This is a genomic window from Nocardia sp. NPDC019323 (genome assembly GCF_044389845.1).
In the GTDB taxonomy this organism is placed as follows: domain Bacteria; phylum Actinomycetota; class Actinomycetes; order Mycobacteriales; family Mycobacteriaceae; genus Nocardia; species Nocardia implantans.
Genome location: NZ_JBIRYN010000003.1, coordinates 118,961 through 132,270 on the forward strand (window position 1 = coordinate 118,961; position 13,310 = coordinate 132,270).

15 protein-coding genes are annotated in these 13,310 nt (G+C 69.3%); 7 read left to right on the forward strand and 8 right to left on the reverse strand.

Going from position 1 to position 13,310, the window contains the following annotated elements:
- The first annotated feature begins 183 nt into the window (after positions 1 to 183).
- On the forward strand, positions 184 to 777 hold the full coding sequence (locus tag ACH49X_RS13575) for a ClpP family protease (protein ID WP_039799894.1): 594 nt from the start codon (positions 184 to 186) through the stop codon (positions 775 to 777).
- Here the strand turns inward: ACH49X_RS13575 and ACH49X_RS13580 are convergent, their stop codons facing one another.
- On the reverse strand, positions 778 to 1,164 hold the full coding sequence (locus ACH49X_RS13580) for a helix-turn-helix domain-containing protein (protein WP_195077414.1): 387 nt from the start codon (positions 1,162 to 1,164) through the stop codon (positions 778 to 780).
- A 129-nt stretch (positions 1,165 to 1,293) separates the two neighbouring features.
- On the opposite strand from ACH49X_RS13580, the gene ilvD reads away from it, so the two are divergent.
- Positions 1,294 to 3,000 carry a dihydroxy-acid dehydratase gene (gene ilvD, locus ACH49X_RS13585; RefSeq protein ID WP_195077415.1) on the forward strand — a complete coding sequence of 569 codons (1,707 nt, stop codon included), beginning with the start codon at positions 1,294 to 1,296 and terminating at the stop codon, positions 2,998 to 3,000.
- Between the two features lie 234 nt (positions 3,001 to 3,234).
- On the opposite strand, the gene ACH49X_RS13590 is transcribed toward ilvD, so the two are convergent.
- The 4 genes from ACH49X_RS13590 to ACH49X_RS13605 all read right to left on the reverse strand — a co-directional run bounded on the left by ACH49X_RS13590 (position 3,235) and on the right by ACH49X_RS13605 (position 6,823).
- Positions 3,235 to 3,963 (reverse strand): alpha/beta hydrolase, encoded by a 729-nt coding sequence (locus tag ACH49X_RS13590; RefSeq protein WP_357204932.1) that lies wholly within the window; start codon positions 3,961 to 3,963, stop codon positions 3,235 to 3,237.
- 22 nt (positions 3,964 to 3,985) lie between these two features.
- Positions 3,986 to 4,951 carry an alpha/beta hydrolase gene (locus ACH49X_RS13595; RefSeq protein WP_195077417.1) on the reverse strand — a complete coding sequence of 322 codons (966 nt, stop codon included), beginning with the start codon at positions 4,949 to 4,951 and terminating at the stop codon, positions 3,986 to 3,988.
- Positions 4,952 to 4,989: 38 nt separating this feature from the next.
- Positions 4,990 to 5,712: an alpha/beta hydrolase gene (locus tag ACH49X_RS13600; protein WP_357104313.1), complete on the reverse strand. Its 723-nt coding sequence runs from the start codon at positions 5,710 to 5,712 to the stop codon at positions 4,990 to 4,992.
- Positions 5,713 to 5,815: 103 nt separating this feature from the next.
- A complete protein-coding gene (locus ACH49X_RS13605) occupies positions 5,816 to 6,823 on the reverse strand; it encodes a GlxA family transcriptional regulator (RefSeq protein WP_195077419.1) in 1,008 nt (335 codons plus the stop codon).
- A gap of 20 nt (positions 6,824 to 6,843) precedes the next feature.
- On the opposite strand from ACH49X_RS13605, the gene ACH49X_RS13610 reads away from it, so the two are divergent.
- Both ACH49X_RS13610 and ACH49X_RS13615 read left to right on the forward strand, forming a co-directional pair.
- Positions 6,844 to 7,512: a TetR/AcrR family transcriptional regulator gene (locus ACH49X_RS13610; RefSeq protein ID WP_323123936.1), complete on the forward strand. Its 669-nt coding sequence runs from the start codon at positions 6,844 to 6,846 to the stop codon at positions 7,510 to 7,512.
- A gap of 89 nt (positions 7,513 to 7,601) precedes the next feature.
- Positions 7,602 to 8,525, forward strand: a complete 924-nt coding sequence (locus ACH49X_RS13615; protein WP_357104318.1) for an SDR family NAD(P)-dependent oxidoreductase — start codon at positions 7,602 to 7,604, stop codon at positions 8,523 to 8,525.
- Positions 8,526 to 8,580: 55 nt separating this feature from the next.
- On the opposite strand, the gene ACH49X_RS13620 is transcribed toward ACH49X_RS13615, so the two are convergent.
- The 3 genes from ACH49X_RS13620 to ACH49X_RS13630 form a co-directional block, all read right to left on the reverse strand.
- The gene (locus ACH49X_RS13620) at positions 8,581 to 9,003 is read right to left on the reverse strand and encodes a hypothetical protein (protein ID WP_195077421.1); all 423 of its coding nucleotides are present in this window, start codon (positions 9,001 to 9,003) and stop codon (positions 8,581 to 8,583) included.
- Positions 9,004 to 9,059: 56 nt separating this feature from the next.
- The gene (locus ACH49X_RS13625) at positions 9,060 to 10,052 is read right to left on the reverse strand and encodes a serine/threonine-protein kinase (protein ID WP_357104321.1); all 993 of its coding nucleotides are present in this window, start codon (positions 10,050 to 10,052) and stop codon (positions 9,060 to 9,062) included.
- 188 nt (positions 10,053 to 10,240) lie between these two features.
- Entirely contained in the window at positions 10,241 to 10,657 is a 417-nt protein-coding gene (locus ACH49X_RS13630; protein WP_195077423.1) for a hypothetical protein, read from the reverse strand.
- A gap of 127 nt (positions 10,658 to 10,784) precedes the next feature.
- Here ACH49X_RS13630 and ACH49X_RS13635 point away from each other — a divergent pair, with 127 nt between their 5' ends.
- The 3 genes from ACH49X_RS13635 to ACH49X_RS13645 all read left to right on the forward strand — a co-directional run bounded on the left by ACH49X_RS13635 (position 10,785) and on the right by ACH49X_RS13645 (position 13,277).
- Positions 10,785 to 10,967 (forward strand): DUF6011 domain-containing protein, encoded by a 183-nt coding sequence (locus tag ACH49X_RS13635; protein ID WP_195077424.1) that lies wholly within the window; start codon positions 10,785 to 10,787, stop codon positions 10,965 to 10,967.
- Positions 10,968 to 11,114: 147 nt separating this feature from the next.
- Complete coding sequence (locus ACH49X_RS13640; protein ID WP_195077425.1) at positions 11,115 to 11,747, forward strand: TetR/AcrR family transcriptional regulator; 633 nt, start codon at positions 11,115 to 11,117, stop codon at positions 11,745 to 11,747.
- Between the two features lie 282 nt (positions 11,748 to 12,029).
- Positions 12,030 to 13,277 (forward strand): helix-turn-helix domain-containing protein, encoded by a 1,248-nt coding sequence (locus tag ACH49X_RS13645; protein WP_323123935.1) that lies wholly within the window; start codon positions 12,030 to 12,032, stop codon positions 13,275 to 13,277.
- The last annotated feature ends 33 nt before the right edge of the window (positions 13,278 to 13,310 follow it).

The following is a 13,310-nucleotide window of genomic DNA, read 5'->3' on the forward strand; positions in this document are numbered from 1 at the left end:
CCGGAGGCGGCAGCGCAGCGTGACCACGGAGGGCCCCGTTCATGCCGGAATCAGGCGGAGCATGAACGGTCAGGCCCGGAGGCGGCAGCGCAGCGTGACCACGGAGGGCCCCGTTCATGCCGGAATCAGGCGGAGCATGAACGGTCAGGCCCGGAGGCGGCAGCGCAGCGTGAAGGAAACAGCATGAGCACTTACACCATCCCCAATGTGATCGCGCAGCATCCGCGGGGCGGCGAGCGGATCACCGACATCTACTCCCACCTGCTCGCCGAGCGCATCGTCTACCTCGGCACGCCGATCGACTCGGGCGTCGCCAACGCGCTCATCGCACAGTTGCTGCACCTGGAGTCGGAGAGCCCGGAGCAGGAGATCAACCTCTACATCAACTGTGAGGGCGGCGACCTGTCCTCCATGCTCGCCGTGTACGACACCATGCAGCACATTCGATCGCCTGTCCAGACCACTTGCGTCGGCCAGGCGATCGCGGTGGGCGCGGTGTTGCTGGCCGGTGGCGAGCCGGGGCGTCGCGCCATGCTCCCGCACGCCAGGGTGGTGCTGCACCAACCCGCCGCGCGCGGACAGGGCGCGATTCCCGACCTGATCCTGCAGGCCGACGAGCTGGTGCGGCTGCGGGCGGAGATCGAGTCGATCCTGTCCCGGCACACCGGGCAGTCGGTGGAGCGGCTGCGGCACGACACCGACCGCGACCGGGTCTTCACGGCGTCGGCCGCGATCGAGTACGGCCTCGTCGATCAGGTGCTGGGGCGACGCGACTGATCAGGCCGCCAGCGCCATGAGCGTGGGCCCGGTGCCGGAACGCGGCGCCGAGCGCGGCAGCAGGGCGATCTGGCGGCGCGCGCGCAGGTCGTCGGCCACCTGGCCGGTGAGCTCGCCCAGCGTGGTGCCGAGCGACCCGGCCAGGGCGGCGATCATCTCGCTCGACGGCTCCTTGCGGCCCCGCTCGACCTCCGACAGATACTGCGGGGAGATGCCGGCCCGCCGGGCCGTCTCGACCAGCGTCTCGTTCCGGTCCAGCCGCAGGGTGCGCAACTGTTCGCCGAGCACCTCGCGCCACAGGGGTTCCGGAAGCGTCCGCGAGTCCGGTTGGCGGGGACGGTCGTCGCGTCCACCGGGAATCGAGTGCAGTCTCGGGTGCTCGCTCATGAACTGAGCGTAAGGTCCGCGGGCGCGGGTCCGCCCGGCATTACGCTCAGGGCGGACGAGCGGCGGGTCGGCGTGGATTCGGCGTGGTCGCCGCCGCAATCGGTGCGGAGGCGAGCATGATGGGAAACCGTGCCCGAGAATTCGAAAGTCCCCGATTTGAAGCCACGCAGCCGCGACGTCACCGACGGCCTGGAGCGGACCGCCGCCCGCGGGATGTTGCGCGCGGTCGGCATGGGCGATGACGACTGGGAGAAGCCGCAGATCGGCGTGGCCTCCTCGTGGAACGAGATCACGCCGTGCAATCTGTCCCTGGAGCGGCTCGCCCGGGGTTGCAAGGACGGCGTCTTCTCCGGCGGCGGCTTCCCCATGCAGTTCGGCACCATCTCGGTGTCGGACGGCATCTCGATGGGACACGAGGGGATGCACTTCTCCTTGGTCTCGCGCGAGGTGATCGCCGACAGCGTCGAGACGGTGATGCAAGCCGAGCGGCTCGACGGTTCGGTGCTGCTGGCCGGCTGCGACAAATCGCTGCCGGGAATGCTGATGGCCGCGGCCCGGCTGAATCTGGCGAGCGTGTTCCTCTACGCGGGGTCGATCCTGCCGGGGATCGCGAAGCTCTCCGACGGCAGCGAGCGCGAAGTGACGATCATCGACGCCTTCGAGGCGGTCGGCGCCTGTGCCCGAGGGTTGATGAGCCGGGACGACGTCGCCGCGATCGAGCGGGCCATCTGCCCCGGCGAGGGCGCCTGCGGCGGCATGTACACCGCGAACACCATGGCCAGCGCGGCCGAGGCGCTCGGCATGTCGCTGCCAGGCAGCGCCGCGCCGCCGGCGACCGACCGGCGCCGCGACGGTTACGCCCGCCGCAGCGGCGAGGCCGTGGTCGAGTTGATCCGCCAGGGCATCACCCCGTCGGACATCCTCACCAAACCGGCGTTCGAGAACGCGATCGCGGTCGTCATGGCGTTCGGCGGCTCCACCAATGCCGTGCTGCACCTGCTGGCCATCGCGCACGAGGCGAATGTCGATCTGTCGCTGGACGACTTCGCCCGGATCGGTCGCCGGGTGCCGCACCTGGCGGACGTCAAACCCTTCGGCAACCATGTCATGACCGATGTGGACCGGATCGGGGGCGTGCCGGTCATGATGAAAGCCCTGCTCGACGCCGGGTTGCTGAACGGTGACTGTCTCACCGTGACCGGACGGACAGTGGCGGAGAACCTGGCCGACATCACCCCGCCGGACCCGGACGGCAAGGTGATCCGTGCGATGGCTGCGCCGATCCATCCGACCGGCGGCATCACCATCCTGTCCGGATCTCTGGCACCGGATGGCGCCGTGGTCAAGTCGGCGGGCTTCGATTCCGACGTGTTCACCGGCACGGCACGGGTTTTCGATCGGGAACGGGCCGCGATGGACGCGCTCGAAGACGGCACCATCGCGGCGGGCGACGTGGTCGTCATCCGGTACGAGGGTCCGAAGGGCGGTCCGGGGATGCGGGAGATGCTGGCCATCACCGCGGCCATCAAAGGCGCGGGCCTGGGCAAGGACGTGCTGTTGCTCACCGACGGGCGCTTCTCCGGGGGCACGACGGGCCTGTGCGTCGGGCACGTCGCGCCGGAGGCCGTGGACGGCGGCCCGATCGCGTTCGTGCGCGACGGTGACCGCATCCGCCTCGACGTCGCGGCGGGCACGCTGGACCTGCTGGTCGACGCCGACGAACTCGCTGCCCGCCGCACCGACTGGAAACCCTTGCCGCCCCGCTACACCCGCGGCGTCCTGGCCAAGTACACCAAGCTGGTGGGCTCCGCTTCCGGCGGGGCCGTCTGCGGCTGACGACGCCCGATCCTGCGCCACTACGGCCTGGATCGGGCGGCGCGGACCCGCCGCTGATCGGTGGGCCGAGGAAAGGGACGCACATGCCAGGCTCGGTATCCGATGCGGCGCACCGGATACTCCGGCCGAGTGCGGTAGCCGCGCAGGCGGAAATCCGCGCCATCCAGCTGGGTCGTCGCGGCCCGCACGGAAGACTCTCCTGCCGCGCGGGCCGCGTCGCGTGACCGCGGATTCCTAACCGGCGGCGGCTCGGGCGATGAGCTCAGCTACCACGTCGGGAGCCGACACCGAGACCGCGTGCGAGGCCGAGACCTCGACGACTTCGGCGCCTGCGCGTTCGGCCATGAACCGCTGCGCTTCCACCGGGATGTTCATGTCCTCGCCGGTGACCAGCGCGAACGACCGGATGCCCCGCCAGGCGGCGGCGGTCGCCGGCTGTTGCAACGCGTCGAGGGCGACCGGCCGCTGGGTCGCGGCCATCAGCTCGGCGGTGGCGGCGGGCACGTCGGCGGCGAACTGCCGGTGGAATTCCTCCTGCCGGATGTAGAGCTCGGTGCCGGCGCCCCCGTCGGGCAGTGGATAGGACGCCGCCCGGGTGGTGGGCCCGAGCGTCGATCCGGGGAACTTGTCGGTCAATTGCAGCGCGCTCTCGCCCTCGTCCGGAATGAACGCGGCGATATAGACGAGCGCTTCGACATCGGTTCTTCCTGCGGCGGCGACCGTGATGACGCTTCCGCCGTAGGAATGGCCGACCAGAATGCTCGGCCCTGCCACGGAATCGAGGACCGACGCTACATAGGCCGCGTCACTGTCGAGGCCGCGCAGCGGGTTCGCGGCCGCGATCACGGAATGTCCTCGGGCGCGCAGACGCTCGACGACTCCGTTCCAGCTGGATGAGTCGGCGAACGCGCCGTGGACCAGCACGATGGTCGGCGCGGAAGGATTGGTGGGCTCGGTGCTCACGAATGTGGTTCCTTCGAATCGTTCAGTCGGTGTACAGAGCGGACCGCAGCGCCGCGACGGCCTGCGCCACCGCGGCTTTGGCGGCGTGGGTGTCGTGCAGCGAGTTGACCATCACGAAGTCGTGCACGATCCCGCCGTAGCGCACCTGGGTGACCGGCACGCCCGCGGCGCGCAACTTGCCCGCGAAGGCCTCGCCCTCGTCGCGCAGCACATCGGCTTCGGCGGTGATCACCAGCGCAGGCGGCAACCCGGCCAGCTGCTCGGTGGTCGCCCGCAGCGGTGACGCGGTGATCCGGGCGCGATCCTCCGCGCTGGTGGTGTACTGATCCCAGAACCACTTCATGCCCTCGCGCGTGAGGAAGTAGCCCTCGGCGAACCGCTCGTAGGAGCCGGTGTCGAAGTTGGCGTCGGTCACCGGGTAGAACAGCACCTGCTGAACGAAGGAGACATCGCCGCGCTCCTTGGCCATCAGCGTCAGCGCGATGGCCATGTTGCCACCGACCGAGTCACCCGCGATCGCGATGCGGGACGAGTCGAGGCCCTTCTGCGCGCCCTCCGCGGTGACCCACTGCGCCACCCGGTAGGACTGCTCGTTGGCCACCGGGTACCGCACATCGGGCGACCGGTCGTACTCGGGGAACACCACGGCGGCGTGCGTGCCGACGGCCAGGTCGCGCACCAAGCGGTCGTGGGTGTGCGCGTCGCCGAACACCCACCCCGCGCCGTGGGTGTAGATGATCACCGGCAGCGTTTCGGTGACCCCCTGCGGCTTGACGATCCGGACCCGCACCGAGCCGGTCGGGCCGCCGTCGACGGTGATCCACTCCTCGTCGATCTCCGGCTTGAAGATCGGCGCGTCCTGCACCGAGTCCACCGCCTTGCGCCCCTCCTCGGGCGGGAGCTGGTACAGGAACGGCGGCTGCGAGGTCGCGTCGACGAACTCCTGCGCCGCCGGTTCGAGCGAGATGCCGTGCGGGTTACCTGACATGGTCGTGCCTCTCTGGAAGGGGGTGGAACTACTGGAACTCAAACGGATTGCGCGATCGCGTCGACGATGACGGCCACGACTTCGTCGGGGTGGGTCTGCATCACCAGGTGTGGCCCGTCGATCTCGACGGCCGCGCGCACTCCGGCGCGCTGGTAGCCGAACCGCTCGACGTCGGGATTGATGGTGCGGTCGGCGCTGGAGACGATGCCCCAGGCCGGTTTCGTCTTCCACGCGGCCGCCGAGGCGGGCTCGGTGAACGCGAAAGCCGACAGCGGCCGTTGCGAGACCGCGAGGACCGCGGCCTTCGCCGGATCCAGGCCCGCGGCGAAGACCTCGGGGAAGGCCGCGACGGCGACCGAGACGTCCGTGCCCGGCTCGGCGCCCTCGATCGGGTACGGCGCGTAGACGAGGTTGGCCGCCAGATCGGAATCCGGGAACCCGCCCTGCAGCTGCCCCAGGCTTTCGCCTTCTTCCAGCGCGTAGCCGGACACGTAGACCAGGCCGACCACGTTGTCGGCGACGCCGGCGACGGTGATGACGGCGCCGCCGTAGGAATGCCCGGCCAGCAGGACCGGGCCGTCGATCCGCTCCACGAACGACTTGATGTAAGCCGCGTCCGCCGAGAGGCTGCGATTGAACACCGGGGGAACCAGGACGCGATGGCCCTGGTCGAGCAGCCGTGCGGTGACGGGAGACCAGCTCGAAGCGTCGGCGAAAGCGCCGTGCACCAGAACGATGGTCGGATCAGCCGGGGCGGACATATGTTTCCTCTCTTCAGCGCTCGATCAGCGGCGCTGTGGCCGACTCAGTCTCGGCCGCGGCCCCCGCCGCGCGCCCCTCCCCACGGGCCACAAAAGCCTCCAATCAGGACACGGCCTGCTCCAGCGCCGGATCGGTCCTGACGGTCGACCGGAAACGCTGCTGGTACTTGCGCGGGGAGATGCCCACGCGCGCCACGAACGCCCGGCGCAACGCCTCGCTGGTGCCGTACCCCGCGGCCATGGCGGCCTCCGTCACGCTGTATCCGGCGTGCAGCATGTCCCTGGCGGTGCCGAAACGGATGAACGCGACGTATTCCGCGGGCGAGCGTTCGAGTTCCGCGCGGAACAGCCGGGTCAGATGCCGGACGCTGACCCGCGCGTGCGCGGCCAACGTCTGAACCGTGTGCGGGTACGCCGGGTCGGCACAGATCAAGTCCACCACTCTGCGTACCAGCGGACTGCGCGGCGCCGGTCCGCTCAGCGACGCGGAGAACTGCGACTGGCCGCCCGCGCGCTGCATGGGGACCACGAGCGCCTGCGCCACGCGCCGCGCGACGTCGGCGCCGTGGTCCTCTTCCACCAGCGCCAGCGCGAGATCGACGCCCGCGGCGACCCCGGCCGAGCTGTACAGGTTGCCGTCTCGCACGAAGATCGCATCCGGGTCCACGTCGATCGCCGGGTAGCGCCGCGCGAGTTCGTTCGCGAATTTCCAGTGCGTGGTCGCGCGCCGGCCGTCGAACAGGCCCAGATCCGCCAGCACGAACGCGCCGCTGCAAATGGAGGCCAGCCGCCGGGTGCTGCAGGACAGATGCCGCGCGGCGGCCATCACCTCGGGTGTCATGAATTTGCCCGGCGGCAGCTCGCTGCCCGGGATCACCACGGTGTCGAAACGGCCCGCGTCCGCCGCCGCGCAGCTCACCTCCACCCGGGCGCCGATCGAGGTCTGGGCGTCTTTGCCGTCGGCCGAGATCAAGACCACCTCGTAACCCGCCACCGACTGGTTCGCCTCGACGAACACCTCCGCCGGCCCGACGAAGTCGAGCATCTTCACGCCGTCGAAGACCAGGATGCCCACCCGTTTGCTGGGCGAGGCGGCGAAAGTGTTGGACATGTCATCATTATTATGGAGTGGTGCCTCCAGAACAAGCGGTGTGCGCCACCTCGCACGCCGATTGGTACGGTGAGCACATGGGACGGCCGCGGCGATTCGACGAGTCGAGTCTGCTCGACGCCGCGACGGAGCTGTTCTGGTCGCAAGGTTTCGACAGCACCTCGGTGGAAGACGTCTCGCTCGCGACCGGCGTCGGCAACGGGAGCATCTACGCCGCCTACGGCAGCAAGCGGGGATTGTTCCTGGCGGCGTTCGAACGCTATTGCGAGCGCCGCGCGCGTCTGGTGCGCGAGGCCATCGGTTCGGCGGGCGGTTCGGCACGCTCCGCGGTGCGCGCGCTGTACCAGGCGATCATCGAAGACTGTGCCGCGCAGCCGAACCGGCGCGGCTGCCTGATGATCAACAGCATCGCCCATCTCGGTACCCGCATCCCCGAAGTCGCCACCATCGGCCGCCGGACCACCACCGAGATGGAGCGGGGCGTGGCCGACCGGCTGCGGTCGGCGATGCACGCCGCGGGAGACGACGACGAAGCCGTGCTCTCGGCGGTCAGCGCCAATGTGGTGCTGGTCGCCCAGGGCCTGATCCAGCTCAGCCGTCAGGGATTTTCCGCACAGCGTTTGCACGAGATCGCCGATGTGTCGAGTGCGGCGCTGCCACGGGCATGGGCCGACCAGCTCGTGCACTGATCCGGCCGGCCCGGACGGCGTGCGTTCATGGCGGCGTGCCCGCCGCGCGACCGTTCGCGACGCGCAGATCACGCAGTGAAGGAGCCGCCATGCCGTCGACCATCGTGATGACCGGGGCGAGTCGCGGCATCGGCCGCGTCGCCGCGGAGCGCATCGTGCACGCGGCGCCGCAGACGCATCTCGTCGTCGCCGCGCGCGAGGCCACCGGCGCACGGCTGGCGGCCGAACTCGGCGCCGGCGGGGGGATGGTGTCGCACGTCCCGGTGGACCTCGGCGTACTGGACAGCGTGCGGTCGGCGGCGGACGAAATCCGCGGCAGGCTCGACCGCGGCGAGCTGCCGCCGCTGCACGGTTTCGTGGGCAACGCGGGAATCCAGTACACGAACGCGCTCACCGCGGGGCCCGACGGGCTGGAGTCCACCTTCACCGTCAACGTGCTCGCCAACCATCTGTTCGTGCGCCTGCTCGAGGATCGCTTGCGCGCCCCTGGCCGCGTCGTGATCACCGTGAGCGACACCCACTTCGGCGACTTCCGGCACAACATGGGTATGGTGCCGGGCCCGGCTTGGCGGTCCCCGGACGTCCTGGCCCGCCCCGGCGCGTTCTCCGCGCCGCGCACCACCGCCGCCGGCCGCACCGCGTACTCGACGAGCAAACTCGCCGCCATCTATCTGGTGCACGAGTACGCCCGCCGTCTGCCGACAGGGATCGATGTCATCGGCTTCAACCCCGGCTTCGTCCCCGGCACCGATCTCGCTCGCAACGCGGGCCCGGTCTCCCGGTTCGCGATGCGCCGCATCCTGCCCGCGCTGACCCGCACGCCGTTCGCGAACAGCCGTGCTGCCGCCGGGCGCCAGCTCGCGGACGTGGTCCTCGGCGCCACGGCCGCGCCGACCGGATCCTACGTCGACCGTGGCCGGGTCGCCCGCTCGTCGGAGGAGTCCTACGATCCGCGGCGCGAAGCCGAACTCTGGGCGGCCGTGGAGCAGCTCATCGCGCCTCACACGCCCTGAGCGGCGCGACCGGACCGGCCGGATGATCACAGTGGGCGCAGGTTCCCGCGAAACCTCACAGGTAAGGGAAGCAATCGATATCGCGGTGCGTCAAGCAGGGCTGCTCGACCGGCCGCAGCCAGCGAGCGGGGACTCGCAGCGGTTCGACCTCGGGCAGCCGCACGGGCCGGTCCTCGCCGTCGAACAAGGTCCCGCGCACTCGGAACACGCCGACCGGCAGCCCGAGTTCATTGGCTTGCTCACCGGTCAGCACCACGGCGATGCGGGAGTTCGCGGTGATCCGCAGCCCTTCGACGGTGGTCGGATCGCTGGTGTGGTCGATGTCGGTGACGGTGAGCCGGAACCGGCCACCGCGCAGCCACGACCACGCCCAAGTGAGCGAACCCGGCTGGTCGCAGTCGGGGTATCGACTGCGCGGCAGGCGCTGCGGGACCAGCACCATATAGGTGCACCCGACCTCGATATCGCGGGTCCGCATACCTTTCAGCGTGACCGCAGTACCGGCTCATCGCAAGGAAACCGGCAAATCAAGGGCTACACCGGGGCGTACTCGAGAGCGGACGCAAAGGGCGGCCGGAACCGCAGCACGAGCCGATTGCCGAGCCGTCCGAGGGTGGCATTCAGCAGTGGCGAGCGGGTGACCGACACCTTCAGACGGTTCAGGATGGGGGCGAGCGGGCGGGGATCGACGTCGGCGAGCGTTTCGGTGAGCAGGCGGACGGGTTCGGCGCAGGAGTCGTAGCGCTCGCCGGGGGCCTTGGCGAGTGCCCGGTGCAGGATCGCGTCGACCTCGGGCGGGATCCAGCGGTGGCGTGTGGATAGCGTGGGAGGCGGTTCGTTCAGCTGCGCTTCGGCGGTGGCCATGAGGTTGCCGCGAGCGAACGGCGTGTGCCCGGTGAGCAGTTCGACGGCGGAACAGGCCAAGGCGTACTGGTCGGTCGCCGGTGACACTGTGTCCGCTCGCAGCAGTTCCGGTGCGGCATACGGCACCGAGACGACGACGAACCCGTCGGTGGCCAGCGGCGGCTCCGGGCGGTCCAGCCATCGGGCCGAATCGAAATCCGAGATCTTCACCGTCGCGGGCTCGTCCGTCCCGACCAGCACGTTCGCCGGTTTCACGTCGAGATGGACCACTCCGTTGGCGTGTGCGAAGTCCAATCCCGCCGCGACGTGCGTCAGCACGTGGAGCACCTGCCGCAAGTCCGGGTACCGGCGCGGCGATCGCACCAACGTCGAACCCGTCGCGCCCGCGACGTACTCGTGAGCCGACCACAACCTGCCATCGGTTTCCCCGTGGGTGTACATCCGCACGATGTCGGGGTGCCGCAGCGCCGACAAGATGTCGAACTCGTGCACGAATCGAGCGCGCGCCTCTGGCGACCGGCTGTCCTCGGGTCCGAGAATCTTCAACGACACCGGCCGCGACCACTCCGGATCCTCGGCCAGGTACACCTGACTGCTGCCGCCGTGTCCCAGTGGGGCCCGCACGACGAAGCCCGCGAACTGGTCACCTGGTTCGAGCAGCACCGCCTCACCATAGTGCTAGGCGATCCGCCGCACGCGGATGTTTGCCTCGGGTGTGCCCAACGGCACTGTCTGCTCGGAGACGAGCAGGCGTCCTTGCTCGCCGGCCGGGAGCGGGCTGGGCACGGACTTCGCCCGCCGTCCCGGAGGTCGTGCCACGACTCATCGGGCCGGCGGGCGGAAGGCGTACGTCAGACGATGGTGACCTTGAGGGTGTAGCCGGCCGCCGAGCCGTCGGCGGAGGAGACGACGATCTGGTAGTCGTTGCCGTCGGCGACGAGATCGGCGTGCGGAACCTCGTTGGCGACCTGCGGGCCGATCAGCGGGGCCACCGAGACGCGGGCATTACCCGCGACGTCGAAGCTCAGGCGCTGCCCCGGCGCCGTGGCGATGGAGTAGCTGTCGGCCTTGCCCTGCGCGACGTTGCCGCTGGCCTCGATGCTGTTGTGGCCGGGAGCGATCTGCAGGCGCTGCACGACGCCGGGAACCGAGGGAATGCCGGGCGCGGCTTGGGCGGTCGCGACCCCTCCGGCTGCGGTGAAGCTGAGGACGGCGAGCACCGCGGGTGCGGTACCCACCAACGAACGAATCAGTCGAGAAGCGGTCATGGGCCACATCTTTCCTCAACGCGTGTGCGAGATCTCATGCGGCTGCGGTGGACAACGCCGAGCCGGGGAGTTTGTCGGTGCCTCATGCCACACTGACGGCGTAGTCACCTGGCCAGAGGAGAACGAATTGGCCGAGATTGATGACCGCCCCATGGTGCGACTGGTCGCGCATTGCCGTCGCTGTCACGGTTGGCTGCTGTCGCCGCAATCGGTCGCACAAGGAATCGGCCCGACTTGCGCGATCCGTGAGCGCGCCGAGCTGCGCGCCCAATCCGCGGGCGAGCTCACTCTTTTCGACGTCGCGGCGTGAGCTGCGGATTCGTCCGCTCGCCGACCGTCGGTCCGGTCGGTGCGGAAGCGTCGAGTGCGCGTCAGAGCACTCGAGTTCGGGCGCGACGCCGCTTGCTGTGGTTAAGATGAGCAACGCTCATTTTCAGTGAACGGGCGGGAGGAAGTCATGCCGCCGAAGGCTGTGGGTCAACGTCGTCGTCCCGCTCAGGCACGAGCCAAGGCGACCAGGGAGCACATCCTGGATACGGCGGCGCGGCTGTTCGGTGAGCGCGGTATCGCCAACACCTCGACCAACCGGATCGCGGCCGAAGCGGGAGTGAGCATCGGCACGGTCTACCGGTACTTCGCCGATCGCGGCGTCCTGGTCGAAGAACTGCTCGAACGGCTGCTCGAGACGGTGGAACGGCGCTTCACCCAGCGCGTCTTCGACGTGTCGGGGAAAACGATGCAGCAGGTCGCCGCCGACATCCTGGGAGTGATCACCGAAGAGTTGGTGGCCAACGCGAAGTTGGTGCGCGCGCTCGTCGCCGGCGTCCAGTTCTACAGCAGTGGCATCCCCGAGTTCGAACCGCGGCTGCGCCTGCTGGTGAAGGTGATGCTGATCCAGATGCTCGGTCCCGGTGACGATCACGAGTACGACGTGATGACATTCGTCGTGATCAACACCGGTTTCGCGGCGGTGCTGCGCGCGTCCGCCCTCGAGGTCGACGATCCGGTGCGCGCGGAGGCGATCGACATGACGGCGCGGATGATCGGCGCATGGGCCGACGCCGAGGTCGCGGCGCGCGCCGCCGTTTGAGTAGCCGCGGCGCGCCGCGCAAAAAGTGAGTACCTGACCATGTATGTGCTGCGGATGGGCTTCCGAAAGCGGGTGGCCGTTCATGATCTTGCCTGGTCAAACCGACTTTTTCCGTTTCGGTCCCGAGCGGCCGAAGCGGAGTAGCAACTGAGTCGGCCTGCGGTTTACCGTTTTTCCACAGACCGAACGGCAGGTAGCGCCGCGGACATCGCGAGGTGGTCACGGTCGCATCCAGCGCACATCCGGCGCGGCCTCGGCTCCACGGCGACAAGGAGGTCACCAGTGACGATCGAAAGCATCGCCAACCCCGGATCGAACCAGGCACGGCAGACCGTGCCGCTTTCCCCGAAAGCCCAGCGCACGGCCGCGAAGGTCGTCGCGCACCTCATCGATTCCGCCGCTCTGCCCGGCGGCACGGCCGAAGCGGAAGTCGCTGTCGTGGTGCGGATGTGCTTGGACTGGGCCGTCCAGCGCTTGAACGGGCAGGATTCGACCGGACGGACCGAGATTCTGCGGACCGCCGCGGCGGGATGGGCCAGGAAAGGCATCCCGATCGACGGCATCCTCCACGCGATCCATGCCGGGTTCAAATTCGGTCTGGGCATGCTGCTGGCCGACAAGGGCGCGACGGACCGCGCCCACCTCGTCACCGGCACCGCCGTCACGCTCGAGCTGCTGAATCTGATCACCGCGACGGTCAGCAAAGCCTATGTGCGAGAGTGCAAAGCCGTAGCGGCGGAGGGCCACACCGCGATGCACACCCTGACTTCGGCGCTGCTCGGCGGTCACGCGACCTCGATGATGGCTCGGGAATGCGGAATACCGGTCGCCGAGGAGTATTTCGTGCTCGCGGTCGCGTTACCGGCGCATCCCGACGAGCGTCTTCCCCAGCTCGACAGCCGAGTCGTTGCCCGGCGTAAGCTCCGCCGGCTCCAGTCCGGTCTCGCCGACCTGTTCGACGGCCGCGCGCTGTCGCTGCTGTCGGTCGACGGAGGAACGATCCTCATTCCCACCACCCAGGTCAGCGCGCTGGATCTCGACAGCGTGGTGGACAAGCTCGCCGCGGCGGCGCGTGTGCCGATCACCGCCGCCGTCGTGACCGCGGGGCCGAGGCAGGTCTCCGCCGCCGCTGCCCAAGCCCACGAACTGCTCGACACCGTCGAGCAACTCGGACACGGGCCCGGCTTGTACCGATTCACCGAACTGGCGCTGCAATACCAGCTCACCCGCCCCGGCATCGGCCGCGATGTCCTGAGCACCCAGGTCGCGCCGCTGATGGAGCACCCGGACCTCCTGGAGACATTGCGGATTCACATCGACAACGACCTCAACCGCCAGCGCACCGCCCGGCACCTCCATGTGCATCCCAACACCGTCGACTACCGGCTCCGCCGAATCGCCCAGCTCACCGGTCTCGACCCCGCCGACCCCAGGGGACTGTGGTACCTGCGTTCGGCGCTGATCGTCTGGACCGAGGACGGCACCCGGCGGATACCGGCCGGTGCCCGGCGCATGGCCGGCTCACGGTAGACCGGCATTCCGGCCACGGCGCTGCGTCGCGCC